Below are 14272 nucleotides of genomic sequence, written 5' to 3' on the forward strand. Positions count from 1 at the left end.
TAAAAAAGAACCGTTACATTCATGCACAAAATAACAGTGGCAGGGGTTACAGCCCCCTGCCTATTCTGTGCCCGCCTGGATATGATTAACAAGCCCATCTGCGATCGCAGCGGCAACCTGTTTTTGATAGTCTGGAGTATTTAAACTGCTGCATTCATCCGGATTACTTAAAAAGCCACATTCAACGATAACAGCAGGACAGGGGCTTTTTTTCAGAATAAGATAGTCCAGATTACCTTTGACCGGACGCTCATTATCAGAATCGAGGATCGCATGGATCGAGGCCTGGATTGATTTTGCAAGCTGTTCACCGTCTGAAGAATTCGCATAGTAAAAAACCTGAGCTCCATGTACGGAAGAATCAGAAAAGCTGTTCTGATGGATACTGATAAAAAAGTCGGAGTTATGGGATGCCACAATCTCAATCCGATGATTCAGATCGGATGTCTTTAAGCTTTCGGCAGTTTCTGTATTCAGTGAGGAGTCATCCGTTCTGGTCATATAGACTTCAAAACCGAGAGAATCCAGAATCTCTTGCAGATAAGAAGCAATCTGAAGATTAATGTCCTTCTCCTTTGAATCGTTAATTCCTATTTTCCCAGGATCGTATCCGCCATGTCCGGCATCGAGTGTGATAATATAGCCGGAAAATGCAGTTTCTGTGGTGTCACTTTGTGTTTCGTCATTTGGATCAGACTCTGAATCTCTGACACCCGGCAGCGTGGCTTTATTATCCAGATCGGACTGAGGTGATTTTGACGATATTGGATACAATAGCAAAAATACAGAAAGAGAGCAGATAAATACAAGGAGTAGAAGAAGATAACGATTTAGTTTTGGAATAAGAGACCGGAGTTCAGGTTTCATAAAAGGATCACCTGTCAGAATTCTTCTTTCTATAAATATGCAGAAACATTCCGGTCAATGCCTGTGGATTTTGTTGACATTCCGCATACAAGGCTATAAGATAAACTATGTATGTTCTATATTGGATCTGCTCGGACGTGTCTTTAAATGTCCGATCAGGGGGAAATTCGGTGAGAATCCGGTGCAACCGCCATTACTGTGTTAAGATCATAAGATGGTCTTTCAGTCAGAATACCCGCAGATTTATTCTACATACAGCTTTTGGGCGAGGGAAAAGCAAGATTTAATTCCCAGCTTATAAAAAATATACAATAGAAGAAAGGAATCGAAACGAATGAAACGAATCAGGACACTGGTGCTTTCGTTTTTATTTGCGTGCGCAGTTTTATTCGTGCCATTTGCAGTAAATGCAGGTTATGGTATTCAGAATGTTGCGGCAGCGGAAGAAGATGAAAGTACGACCGATTATAGCACAAAATATGTTGTGCTGTCTCTTGAGGGCTTTACGATCGGACAGGGATTTTATATCACACCGACCCGTATGTCTTATGAAGAGATTGGAAATGTCTGGAAACAGGAAGGGATAGACATTGATCTGTCTAAATTGACCGTTTCACAGGCAACTTATGCATTTTTCAAGAAAGCAGGACTTCAGACAAAGCCTGCAGGATCAAGTGCCTATAATGACAGCAACTTTTATCTGGCAAATATCAAAGGCATTGATAAAGGAACTGTAAAAGTTCCAACAGCACTCTTGGATGCATATAAGACACGTAACAATGGAAATGATCTGGAACTGGAGGAGAAGACAGGTACAGACCTTGCAGAACATGATTACACATCATGGTCCGGCTGGATGATCACAGTTGATAATGTGCCTTGCAATACAAGCGCAGGCGCATATCTTGTAGATCAGGGAACCGGAGCAAATACCAATGTTCTCCGTTGGCAGTTTACACTTGCCGGTTATGGAGCAGATATTGGATGTGGATTTGAAGGCTATGAAGCATATTATGTAACCCAAGACAAGACAGAGTTATATACACTTTATGCAGAGAATGAAGAAGAGATCGCAAAGGATGCCTCATTAAATGCGGAACTTCAGGCAGTTATGGCAGATCTGGATGCATCAGCAGATGATGTGGCAGCTGCTGTAAAGAAGATCAAAGCATTAGAAGAGAAACAGGTATCGATCAAGATGAACAGCAGTGTTCCATATATGACACTTACAGATGCGGATGGAAATACAGTGGCGGCTGGAGATCCGGATAGTAATTATGTATACACAGTGAAGCTTGCAGAAGGTACTTATCGCTTATCAACATATAAAATGAGTGGTACTAATAAAGTTGATATGGGTTCAATTGACCTGATCGTAACCGATGAAGCAGAGCAGTCATATGCAGTATATAGTCTGTCAGGTATTGCATGTACAAATAAGGATGCCAGCAGTGGAAAATTTTGGCAAGAAGGAGAAGATTTTACTTTTAATGTAAAGGTAGTATCTCCTGATAATGTTGATCGTCATGCTACACTTGGTTTGATGCAGGCGGAAACAAGTCAGAAAGCAGCTCAGTATGCAGTGCCTTTTTATTATGCGGATATGGTATCTGTAACTGTAACACCTAAGGGAGACCATGCACAGAATTATATAGAAAAGACAGTTTCAAAAACACTTACAGCAAACAGTTCATATGGGTATTCGATCAGTGCACCGGAAGCCAGAAAAGTAAGTGTGACATTCCCGGAAGGAGCAGAACTTAGACTTGGAACATTGTCTACATATTATATTTATAAAGATGAACCGGGAACAAAGATAGAAGCCAAAGAGCCGGGATATGAGACATATGAATTTACTGTCGGAGCTGGTATTACATATTACTATCGTGTGACAGGTGCCGGTGGTGTTACCTACTGGGATTGGTTCTCTACCAATAAAGATGCAGATTATATGGTTAGTAAGGCGGATATGTATATCGGGGATGATTCTTTTAATCCGGATACTATATATCATGATATGTCTCAGAATAAGTATGATGTAGCAGATATTTATCTTACATCAGATGAACATGGATACCTTTCTATGAAGAAGGGTGAGACATACAGTCTGGAATGTTTCCGTAATTGGCAGGCGATCGAAGGTACTTCGAATGCTAAGAGTGCAGAACCGGATTATCATTACACGGTTATTGATGAGAATGGAAATCCATCAAATGATGTGATCACAGTTACACCGGGAGCACATTCAGAAATAGCGGAGATTCAGGCGAAATCCGAAGGAACAGCAATTCTGCTTGTGACCTACGATGCACAGATTAATATGCAGGGATATACGAAGTATACCAAGTTTAGTGCAATATGGCCTGAAAATACCGGTGTTGTAGTGGTTACTGTTGATAAGGATGGCACAGCTATTCAGACCAACATGACCATAAATGAAGGTAAAAATAAAAAAGAGGAAAAAGTAACTGGCGACAGACTGGATGCACAGCTGGATGTTCTTTATTATGAGGCTGGAACAGACGGAGCTGAGTATACATTTACACCGGAGAGTGGAGTATCCGTATCTGTCCTTCGTCCGGAGATCATAGACAATAAGCTGACATACGGCGGATTTTCTGCAAAGAACATCACAAGAAATTCAGATGGCAGTTATACAGTCGCAGGGCTTACAGAAGGACCAAATATTGTTAAAGTTACAAAGAATGGTGTCAGTACTTATCAGGTGATACGTGCAAAAGAAGTTGCAGTATCATACAAATATAAAGATGCAGATGGAAATGAAATAACCGCAGATGAATTGACAGCGGGTGATTCCATTGAGATCAGCTATGGAGAAAGAAGTGAAGACGGTAAGCGTTCTTATAATGGCTTATACAATCCTGCCAGTAAATTAGCAGGTGTGTATAATATGGATGCAGCAATCTGCTTTTTTGACACAACAGGAACAGAATATGTTGGAAAACTAAACCAGTATATGTTTGCATCAACACCAGCTTCACAGACGATTACGGTTACGATCCCGACTTATTTTGCAGGTGATACATTCCATCTGACAGGATGTCTGAAAAACGGAATAGGTGGATGGAGTGCTTATGGTTCACCGTACGGTTCTCATCGGGCAGTTCGGCATGACACAGGTGTACCGGTACAGATGGCAGCCAGCCGTCATACCGCTTATATGTGTAATCTTCCGGATGTAGAATTCAAGCTTGTAGCTTCTGATTTCGTACCGGTAACATTGAATATAACAGACAGTCAGACGAAAAAACCAGTAACAGATTATACAATTCAAATCTTAGATGAAGATAAGAAAGAAACAAAAGTAACGGATGGAGTTTTCAAGGGATTTGTAGGAAAAACATATTCATATGTCATTTGTGCATCAGGTTATATATATAAGACAGGAACGATTGAGATTCCGGAGGATACAGACAGTATTACAAAGACGATCCGTCTGACACCTGCCGATGCTCAGGCGTGGGATGGACAGACTATGACTGAACCGAAACAGTCAGATGGTGTATACCAGATTGGAACCGGAGCAGAACTTTACTGGTTCGCAAATGAAGTAAAGACAAAATACACGATCAATGCGGTTCTGACTGCAGATATCGATCTTGCAGGATATAAGTGGACCCCTGTCAAACCGAACAGCTCAAGTTATGGTTATGCAGGAACATTTGATGGACAGGGGCATACAGTCAAGAATCTGTATGTGGACAATGTTCAGGATGCCGGCTTATTCGGATCAGTAACAGGTCAGATCAAGAATCTGACAGTAGAAGGAAATATTTCTGCAAGCACAGCAACACATGCCGGCGGAATTGCAGGTATGCTTAAGGAAAATGCAGGAAAAAATGTATTGATCTCAAATTGTGTTTCAAAGGTTAATATCACATTTACAGGAACTTCAAATTATGTTTATGCAGGTGGTATCGTTGGATATTGCGGAGCAAATTCAGATACCAGTACAAATGTGATTGACAACTGTAGCTATTACGGCACGATCACTGCTAAAAATGGCAGTTGTGCAGGTGGTATTCTTGGTGCAATGACAAATAGAAATGTTACAATCAAGAATTCCTCAAATTATGGAACGGTTATAGCAAAGAATAACGTAGGTGGTATTCTTGGTATTCATAATGAAGCCAGTTCAAAAGCACCTGCCGGTAAGATCATTGACTGCTATAATGCCGGTTCGGTATCTGGTCAGACAAATGTAGGTGGAATTGCCGGATGCTTTAAAGGCAAGGCAGTAAACAACGCAGGCGTAGAGATGTCAGGTTGTTATAGTGGCGGAGAAATTCTGAGTACCAGCCAGACAAAGGAACAGACAATATTTGCAGGACAGTCAGCATATATGACATTATCTGATTCTGTTTATTCATGTGCAGATGAAGCAAGCAGCACATTTACAGAGGATCAGGCAGTATATGTATCTCCTGCTGATATAGCAGCAGTAAAGAAGCTGACAGCAGAAACAGTTTCAAAGAAAGCTGATAAGGATACGCTGGATCGTATAGCTCCAGTTATCAATGTGCTTGCAAATGTTCCGTTATCAGCAGAAGATCAGACATTTGTAGATCTTTATAAAGAGTTACAGGCAGCGGTTGCTGATCAGAAGCATGTTAAAGTCGGTGTATATGACTATACAGCAACAGCAGCGGGAATTAAGGGTGCATCTGAAAATGGTGTGATCCTTGATGATGTAGAAGTTGATGCAGCGACTGCAGTGGATGCAGTTGAGAAGGCGTTAAAGGAGAACAACATTCCATATGTTCTGGCAGATACAGGATATGGACCATATATGGAATCCATCAATGGACTGACAGTTCAGGCTGAATATACGATGTCAGGATGGATGTTCTCATACAACAAAGATGATTTCTCCAATATGGGCTTATCAGCTACAACGATCCAGGATGGAGATGTATTAGAATTCCACTATCAGCTTACAGGTGGCGATGTTGCATCTGCATATTCAGGTCTTCCAACATTGAAAGAGCTTATAATTGGAAGTAGTCAGATGAACTTTGAGGTATCATCTACATACGATGCTCAGTGGAATCAGATCATTACTTATAGGATGAATGGAGAAGAACTTGCCGGAACCGGTACAGAGAATGATCCATTTATTGTAAACGTAGATTTATTCAAGGACACAGACCTTACAGCTCTGCCAGTCAGCTATAAGACAGAGGCAGATTCACATTATGTAACAGTTGATGGACTTTCCGATGTTATGGATCTGACAGATGGAGTGCTGTGTCATGTAACATCCGGAGCAGGAAGAACTGCATGGTACAAGATCACTGCAACAGCAGAGACAGAAAAGGCATTGACAGATGCAAATACAAAGGTAGTAGTTGCAGATGCAGTTTATACCGGAGAAGAATTAAAACCGGAAGTAAAGGTATATGTAAACGGTAATCTGATAACAGAAGAAAACTATGATGTCGTATTTGAAAATGCGCAGAATGCCGGAACAGCTACTTGTACGGTAACAGGTAAGGGCGAATTCTCCGGACAGGTTCAGACAACCTTCGAGATTAAGAAAGCAGAACAGCAGATCACAAATGTACCGGAAGACCGGAAGGTCGTATACGGACAGCAGACAGATATTGAAGTTGCAGCAGAAGCAAAGACAACTCCTGTATTATCATCTGATAAAGAAGATGTTATATCAGTAACAGAAGATGGCAAGCTTCAGATCAATGGTGTCGGAACAGCAGTTATTACAATTACAGCACCGGAGAGTGACAATTATCTGGCAGCTACAGCTTCCTTTAAGGTTACAGTTATGGGAGATCTGAGCAAGGCAACAATTGCTCCGGTTGCTTCTGTAGAATATACCGGAAAGGTGATCGTACCGGAACTTACAATCACAGATGGCACATATCAGCTTGTAAAGGATGTTGATTATACGGTTTCAGGACAGCGTGTATCTGTCGGAAAGGCTACAGCAACGATTCGTGGAATCGATGGAAGATATGCAGGTTCACAGACAGTTACATTTGAAATTGTGAAGGCAAAACAGGAAATCCAGGTTGCATCTAAGAGCATAGAGGTAACAGAAGGTACAGGTCCGTTTGTTCTTGCAGCCGATGGTCATGGTACATTGACATTCGTTTCATCGGCACCTGCAGTTGCAGAGATCGATGATACAGGTCTTGTAACAGTAAAGGCAGCAGGATTTACAGATATTACGATCAAGACTGCCGGAACAGCAAATTACGAAGCTGCAGAAACAGTAGTTCGTCTGACTGTTAAGAAAAAGGCGGATACAGAAGATCCTGATAAGACAACAGAAGATTCTTCTGATTCAACTACAGAAGAACCGACAACAGAGAAACCAAGTACAGAAGAGCCAACTACAGAGACTCCGGATCAGAAGGTTACACTGACTGCCAAAAACACTGTTGTAACAGTTCCAAGTGTTACATATACAGGTAAGGCACAGAAACCGGCTGTAAAGGTTACAGTATCCGGCAAGGCATTATCAACCGATGATTATTCTGTAGCATATTCAAATAACAAGAATGCAGGAATCGCAAAGGTAGTTATTACCGGTAAGGGCAACTATGCCGGTAAAGTAGAAAGCACATTTGTGATCAAGAAAGCATCACAGACGATCCAGAAGCAGACAGTATATGCATACAGTAAGTATGTGAAGATGAAGGCTTCTGCAAAGGGCAAGGTTACTTATACATCTTCTAATAAGAAGATCGCAACTGTAAATAAGAAGACCGGCTTTGTTACCGCAAAGAAGCCAGGTAAGGTGCAGATCAAAGTAACAGCCGCAGCAACAGCAAATTACAAGAAGAGTACAGGAACGATCACCTTGATTGTTGTACCTGCAACACCGACTGTAAAGAAGGCTGCTGCATATAAGACCAAGGCAATCAAGGTTTCTTACAAGAAGGTATCAGGTGCAAGTGGTTACCAGATCACATATGCAACAAATAAAGCATTCAAGAATGCAAAGAGTACATATGTAAGCAGCAAGAAGTCAAGTGCTGTGATCAAGAACCTGAAAAAGGGTAAGAAATATTATGTCAAGGTAAGAGCATATAAGAAGATCAATGGAAAGAAGTTCTACAGTGTTTACAGTGGTAAGACATCTGTAAAGACAAAATAATAAAAAAGATACATGAAGCCGTAAGGTGATATGTATTACGGACAAACATTGATCTGTCAGTAAAAGGAATACCGGCTGCTATCCGGAAGCGTTGTAAAACGAACGGATGGCAGCCGGTATTTGCAATATACCGGGAAACATTGTATGGTATAGAAGATAATCTATGAAGACAGATACAGCATATAGCTGTAGGAAAATACAGGAAAGAGGAAAGCTGATTATGGCAGAAAACGATCTGACAAAAGAAAACTGTATGGAAATGCTGCGTGCTACATATAAACAACTGGAACGCTATCCGAAAAAATCAGACTTCACGGTGGAGGAGGTAGCCGCGGTAAAATCCTATTTTGGACCCTGGCCAAGAGCACTGGAAGCGTGTGGAATACTGCCGGATCGTTCGGCGGAACGGGAGGCAGCAAAGCTGCAGAAACGGATTGCTGCGAAAAGGCGGCAGACACAGTATAAGCTGGAACGTCAGGGCAGATTAAAAGAGCAGACAGATGATAAGAAACAATGAAAAACTCCAGATGCCGGGAAACGCATCTGGAGCTAGTCTGAAATATGAGGGGGCTCAAGAAATCACAGGATGGTACCTTTGAGCAAAATGGCAACAAACAAAATAAAACAACATGTGGCAAAGATACCAAACTTAACTTTGAGATAATTGCAGCGTGTAAAAGACCTCTCTGTCTTAAAAAATGTGCTGCGCTCAATCCTGTTCTGTTCTCTGCTTGAATACTTCATAAGCACCATCCCTTGTCTTGATGATGTTACTATAAAGGATGGATGCATCATAATTTGCAAAAAAATGCATCTATTCTGCATATTTCTTCTAAAGAAGTATTAAGCATCTGTTAATTATAAAAATATCGATTCATCTGGTAGAAGAACAATCCGTTTTTCATATAAAAGTTGTATTCTTCTGTTGTATCGGCTTCTAATTCCATACTAATCTCAGTAGTGTAAGTATAATAGGTATGAGCGGTCAGAGGTGTTCCTGTCAGCTTTTCAAATAACTGCAGATCAGAATCCGGTATCTCTGTTGGAGTCATACCTGCACCGTTTCCGGATCCTTTCTCAAAGCTGAGCTCATAATAAGAGACTAATATATCGTATAGAGTGTCAAAACAAGTGTCACTGAACGTAGTTGAATTACCGACATGGCTTCCTAAAAAGTTATACAGTGGAAGTATATAATCATTGTAATATTCCAGTTCTACCAGACTTTCTTTATTGTAGAAAGTGTTAGAATTAGGGTCCAGATTCATTGTAAATGTAATCAGTTTGTTCGTGTCATAATCCAGAAAACAATTCATTTCAAATCCAAAATAGTAGATATTAACCACCCATATCGTAAAACTGCGGTAAGAATTTTTGTCTGACGTTGCAAGATATTTGGATATATACATCTCATAGATACCATTTACAGTGAAATCACAGGAGAAATAATCAGAGAAATACGATGTCAGTTCATTTACGGTTACATCATGGATCTCACTGTAGGAATGTTTGTCCGTATAATCAAAGTTCAGATCGGTGTAATAACATTCTCCGTTTATGATGTTGATCTTCTCAAGCAGTGTCAGTTTATTTGTTACATCGAGATTGTTCGGACTGATCTCATGGCTGGATACGGAATTCAATGTTTTCCTGTCCTGAATACGAAAATACAGATTCGAGGCAATGATACAGATCACAAAAATTGCAATGCATATTATAAACCAGAGAAGATTCTTGTATAGGAAATGAAGAATACCGCGTGCTTTTCCGGTATGTTCGACAGAGGGAACAGTACCTTCTTCACTCTCATTTATCATATCATTTACTTCTGATTCAGAGATATCATCGTCTTCCTTATGGGCAGCGGTCAGTTCATAGGAAGCAATGACAGATTCTTTATTTTCTTCGTTACTCATGATGTGCCGCCTCCTTTATATTTGGTAATGTAATAGTGACAACCGTACCGCGTCCGACGGCACTCTTGTATTTGATCTTAGCCTGATGGATCTCTGCAATCTTGCTGCAAATAGCAAGTCCGAGTCCGGCTCCGCCCTGCGCACGGGATCTGGATTTGTCGATTCGGTAGAAAGCTTCACTGATTCGTGTGATTTCTTCCGGTGGCATTCCCCGTCCGTTATCTTTGATAATGATTACATAATTATCATCCCTTACAGTTCCGGCTACATGGATAAGACCATTGTCGTCGATCGCTTTTCTGGCGTTATCAATGATATTGATGATCAGAGACTGAAAGAGGTCGATGTCCATCATACAGCAGCCCTTTCGGCAGCTTGACTTTAATGTGATATGTTCCTTTGCCAGCTCCGGCTTCATAACATTGATCACATTCTGGATCGCGAGGGAAGGATCGGTCGGTGTTAATATGGTTTCCTGATTTTTTACAACCAGAAGATCCAGTAATTTTAAAGATAAGCTCTCCAGACGTTTTCCTTCTGAGAAGATATAGTTGGCTGCTTCATTTGTTTCGTCTTCACTCATATTCTGGCTTCGCAGAAGATCGGCATAACCGATGATCGAAGTCATTGGGGTCTTTAATTCATGTGCGAAGCTTCCCATAAACTGTTCCTGTTTTTCCATAGAGAAATGAAGTTCTGAGATGTTATCTTCGATAGTATCTGCCATGTTGTTGAAATCATTTGCGAGTGCCTCAATCTCATCGCCGGAGTGGATGTGCAGACGGGCAGAGTAATCACCGTGGGAGATATGCTGCGCAAGTGATGATAATTTTTCCAACGGCTTTGTAAGCAGGCTGGCTGCGATCATGGATGTGATACTTCCGACAACGAAGATCGCGATCAACAGCAGACGGAATGTATTCTGTTCCTGCGCACGAGCAGCATACACGGAAGTGATGTCATAGACAATGTCCATCTGTGAGATGTCCAGATTTTCTGTATTGATATCCATGGAACTGCATAATTGCAGATAGTAGTTATTATTTTCTCTCCAAATGATCGAATTACAGGTATTTTCATCCGATGGTTTCATTTCTTTATATGTAAAGGATGAATTCATGATGCTTACGACTTCCATATCCGAATTTCGAAGAATGATATTCTTACGGTTGGAGTTTCCCTGAGCTGAAAGCTGGTTAATGATATTAGACATGTCGATATAAGATGATACAGAATTTGTATCAACAGCAATCAGCAGAGTACTCTGAATACTCTCATAATTTTGCAGGTCACTGTCGATGGTGGAAGATAACGAGGTTTTGAATGATCGGTGGATCAGCATGGTTCCTCCGAGACCGAAGGACAGTCCCAGAAGTGCAACCATACATAATACAAGTTTATGCTTAAATTTCATAGAAACTCCTTTTTAAATCTCCAGACGGTATCCGATCTTGTTGATGGTCTTTAAGCAGTCTTCCAGTCCGAGTTTTTTTCGCATACGCTGGACATGAAGAGCAACCGTCCGGCTGTCACAAGGATAGTCACCACCCCAGATACGCTCATATATCGTTTCACGATAGAGCGCAACTCCCGGATTTTGTGCAAATAACAATAACAGCTCATATTCTTTGTTCGTCAGTGGAATCTCTTTTCCATTTTTTGTGACGCTCATCGCAACTGTATCAATAACAAGATCGCGGACGGTGATCGTTGTATTCAGCTTATTATATCTCCGGAGAACAACTTCAATCCTTGCAAGAAGCTCAACGATCTCAAATGGTTTTACAATATAATCCTCGGCTCCCATCTTCAGACCCATGACACGGTCGTTCAGGGAGTTTTTTGCTGTAATAAAGATAACCGGTATTTTTAATGGTTTGATATATTCAAGAACATCATAGCCGGATGCACCCGGAAGCATGATGTCGAGCAGAACCAGATCAAAAGGGGTTTCTTCCAGTATGTCTGCGGCAGCAAGTCCGTCATAAATACAGGTACAGGAATAGCCTGCCTTTGTCAGACTCATTTTGATCAGGTTTGCAATAGGTTTTTCGTCTTCAACTACTAGTATATTAATCATAGATATAACCTCCAAAGGGGTTCGCCTTCCAATGACCCCATACCCTGTAATTCTACTATATTTTACAAAAACTTGAAAGAGAATAATGCCGAAAAAAAGAGATTTAAGGTTTCGCCCGGCTCCTCCCGGTTGTGTATTGCCCCGCTTCATGTCTGCCCCTTCCGGCTGGATTCTTTGCATATAAACTCGCATATTTTCTATGAATTGTACCTGCCTTATTTGCTCATGCTCCTGCGCAAACTCGCCTTCGGCTCAAACATGCACCCGCATTCGCTGGCAAGGTACAAGTTCATAACGAAAATATTGCTTTATGTTTATATGCAAAGAATCCAGCTGGTAGTAGGCAGGCGCGAAGTTGGGTAATACATAGCCGGTAGTGGGTAGGTGCGAGGACAAGCCGGGCGTGGCAATGCGGAACATTGGGTAGTTCACAAGATGTTGTTTAGATGGTATATTAATAAGGAATTGGATGAAAAACGAATACGCTATGTGTTTTATAGAAAAGGGCAATATTTCTTAATAAAGGACAATGATGAATTATGACAAAGGATGAACTTCAGAGATTGGAACATAAGATAATGGATGGATATCGTATCAGCAGGGAGGAAGCAGAGCGGCTTATCGATGTAGATCTGTCAGAACTTTCTGAAGCGGCAGACCGGATCCGACTGCATTTCTGTGGAAATGTCTGCGATGTCTGTTCTGTGGCGGCTGTTAAGGTTGGACAGTGCGGTGAGGACTGTCTGTACTGCGCACAGTCAACCAGAGCAAAGGAGAAGGTCCCGGCGGAATGTGTACTGGGTGAGCAGATCCTGACCGATATAGCGGTTCAGGATAAGAGCCGTGGTTCTTACCGGTACGGGCTTGTATCTGTTGGACGGCGGCTGTCGAAACGGGAGGTAGCACTGGCAGTTCAGAATGTGGAGGATATCAGGAAGACAGCAGATATCCATGTCTGTGCATCTCTTGGTATGCTGGATGAGGAGGATTTCATAAAGCTTCATGAAGCTGGTATGACAATGGTTCATAATAACATGGAAGCATCGGATGCGTTCTTTAAGACCTTGTGCACGACGCATACATCAGATGATAAGAGAAAGAGTATCCGTGCAGCTAAAGCTGCTGGGATGAAAGTATGCAGTGGTGGACTGATCGGACTGGGAGAGACGCTTTCGGATCGGATCGACCTGGCATTTTCGTTAAGAGAGCTGGATGTGGACTCGGTTCCGATCAATATGCTGAATCCGATTCCGGGAACGTATTTTGAACATCAGGAGCCGATGAAGCAGGAGGAGTTCCTCCGGACGGTGGCTGTTTTTCGTTTTATCCTTCCGGATACCTTTATCCGTCTGGCGGCAGGCAGAGCCTATTTGCCGGATAATGGCAAGGCAGCTCTTCGTGCCGGGGCAAATGCCGTGATCAGCGGTGACTTTCTGACAACGACCGGAATCACATTTGAAACTGACCTGCAGATGATCCGTGAACAGGGCTACGAGATTGGAGCACCAGAGCCCGGCACCCGCATGGACTTTTAAAATGAAATTACCGGTTGTTGAATTTTCTGAGAGAAACATATATTATGAATATGATTGGAACATAGAATCAGGTTTAAATGTGATCAGGAAAATTATTTAGATATATTTAATTGAAAATCAGGCGATTTTAATAATTATAGAAAGAAAGAGGTACAATATGAATATTTATGACAGAATGATGGCGATAGGAACAAAGATGACGGAGATGGATGCATCGACATATCAGGGAGCATTTATCGGCAAGATCTCATATATGGCAGAGAAGGAACAGGCTGGACAGGCAGACAGTATCCGCTATGAATTCGGGGCTGTAAAGGAGAATGCATTTATGTACATCCTTCCGATCCTCGGTTATGTGGATGGCGTAGAGACACCGGTAGAGAAATTTACCGTGACACTTGTAAAGCCATCCGATAAAGAGAAGGAATTGAAGCGCGTAGAGGCTGCATCATATGATAATGCAGAGGAGTTCCACACATTTTCAAAAGAAGAGGTTTACAGCTTCAGCAAGGAGACAGGTGATCAGAATAAGATTCATCTGACCGATCATCCGGTTGTTCAGGGTATGTTGCTTCTTCGTACAGCGGCTGTAAAATCAGAGGACGTATCCAGAATTGATGTTAAATTTGTAGAGCCATCTTATGCAGAAGAAGAGTTAAAGTGGGCATTTGACGGAAGAGATCATGTGCTGTTCGCAGATGGTTATGTAAAAGCGACGTTCCGTATCAAATAA

The 14272-nt window shown here is 41.6% G+C and carries 8 protein-coding genes and 1 riboswitch; of the genes, 4 read left to right on the forward strand and 4 right to left on the reverse strand.

Annotation, left to right across the window (positions count from 1 at the left end; all coding sequences use genetic code 11):
* Positions 1-60: 60 nt before the first annotated feature.
* Positions 61-867, reverse strand: a complete 807-nt coding sequence (locus DXB77_RS12260; protein WP_021944216.1) for an N-acetylmuramoyl-L-alanine amidase — start codon at positions 865-867, stop codon at positions 61-63.
* 110 nt (positions 868-977) lie between these two features.
* Positions 978-1125: riboswitch (cobalamin riboswitch) on the forward strand.
* A gap of 76 nt (positions 1126-1201) precedes the next feature.
* On the opposite strand from DXB77_RS12260, the gene DXB77_RS12265 reads away from it, so the two are divergent.
* Together DXB77_RS12265 and DXB77_RS12270 are read left to right on the forward strand one after the other, a co-directional pair.
* Positions 1202-8008, forward strand: a complete 6807-nt coding sequence (locus DXB77_RS12265; RefSeq protein ID WP_182439492.1) for a DUF4430 domain-containing protein — start codon at positions 1202-1204, stop codon at positions 8006-8008.
* Positions 8009-8171: 163 nt separating this feature from the next.
* Positions 8172-8525: a hypothetical protein gene (locus DXB77_RS12270; RefSeq protein WP_117808581.1), complete on the forward strand. Its 354-nt coding sequence runs from the start codon at positions 8172-8174 to the stop codon at positions 8523-8525.
* A 337-nt stretch (positions 8526-8862) separates the two neighbouring features.
* Here the strand turns inward: DXB77_RS12270 and DXB77_RS12275 are convergent, their stop codons facing one another.
* From DXB77_RS12275 to DXB77_RS12285, 3 genes are read right to left on the reverse strand one after another with little or no spacing between them, the layout of a single operon-like run.
* A complete protein-coding gene (locus DXB77_RS12275; protein ID WP_118663472.1) occupies positions 8863-9924 on the reverse strand; it encodes a hypothetical protein in 1062 nt (353 codons plus the stop codon).
* Positions 9917-11338 carry a HAMP domain-containing sensor histidine kinase gene (locus DXB77_RS12280; RefSeq protein WP_117808582.1) on the reverse strand — a complete coding sequence of 474 codons (1422 nt, stop codon included), beginning with the start codon at positions 11336-11338 and terminating at the stop codon, positions 9917-9919. The genes DXB77_RS12275 and DXB77_RS12280 overlap by 8 nt, the downstream gene beginning before the upstream one ends.
* Positions 11339-11350: 12 nt before the next feature.
* On the reverse strand, positions 11351-12004 hold the full coding sequence (locus DXB77_RS12285; RefSeq protein ID WP_117784708.1) for a response regulator transcription factor: 654 nt from the start codon (positions 12002-12004) through the stop codon (positions 11351-11353).
* A 539-nt stretch (positions 12005-12543) separates the two neighbouring features.
* Here DXB77_RS12285 and bioB point away from each other — a divergent pair.
* Both bioB and DXB77_RS12295 read left to right on the forward strand, forming a co-directional pair.
* On the forward strand, positions 12544-13539 hold the full coding sequence (gene bioB, locus DXB77_RS12290) for a biotin synthase BioB (RefSeq protein ID WP_118484719.1): 996 nt from the start codon (positions 12544-12546) through the stop codon (positions 13537-13539).
* 157 nt (positions 13540-13696) lie between these two features.
* Positions 13697-14272 (forward strand): hypothetical protein, encoded by a 576-nt coding sequence (locus DXB77_RS12295; protein WP_021943113.1) that lies wholly within the window; start codon positions 13697-13699, stop codon positions 14270-14272.

The organism is Clostridium sp. OM05-9 (assembly GCF_003481465.1).
GTDB classification, from domain to species: domain Bacteria; phylum Bacillota; class Clostridia; order Lachnospirales; family Lachnospiraceae; genus Coprococcus; species Coprococcus ammoniilyticus.

Bases quoted from the DNA above. Each gene is read 5' to 3' on its own strand.
- DXB77_RS12260 (WP_021944216.1), bottom strand. From the start codon at position 867: ATGAAACCTGAACTCCGGTCTCTTATTCCAAAACTAAATCGTTATCTT.
- DXB77_RS12265 (WP_182439492.1), top strand. From the start codon at position 1,202: ATGAAACGAATCAGGACACTGGTGCTTTCGTTTTTATTTGCGTGCGCA.
- DXB77_RS12270 (WP_117808581.1), top strand. From the start codon at position 8,172: ATGAAGACAGATACAGCATATAGCTGTAGGAAAATACAGGAAAGAGGA.
- DXB77_RS12275 (WP_118663472.1), bottom strand. From the start codon at position 9,924: ATGAGTAACGAAGAAAATAAAGAATCTGTCATTGCTTCCTATGAACTG.
- DXB77_RS12280 (WP_117808582.1), bottom strand. From the start codon at position 11,338: ATGAAATTTAAGCATAAACTTGTATTATGTATGGTTGCACTTCTGGGA.
- DXB77_RS12285 (WP_117784708.1), bottom strand. From the start codon at position 12,004: ATGATTAATATACTAGTAGTTGAAGACGAAAAACCTATTGCAAACCTG.
- bioB (WP_118484719.1), top strand. From the start codon at position 12,544: ATGACAAAGGATGAACTTCAGAGATTGGAACATAAGATAATGGATGGA.
- DXB77_RS12295 (WP_021943113.1), top strand. From the start codon at position 13,697: ATGAATATTTATGACAGAATGATGGCGATAGGAACAAAGATGACGGAG.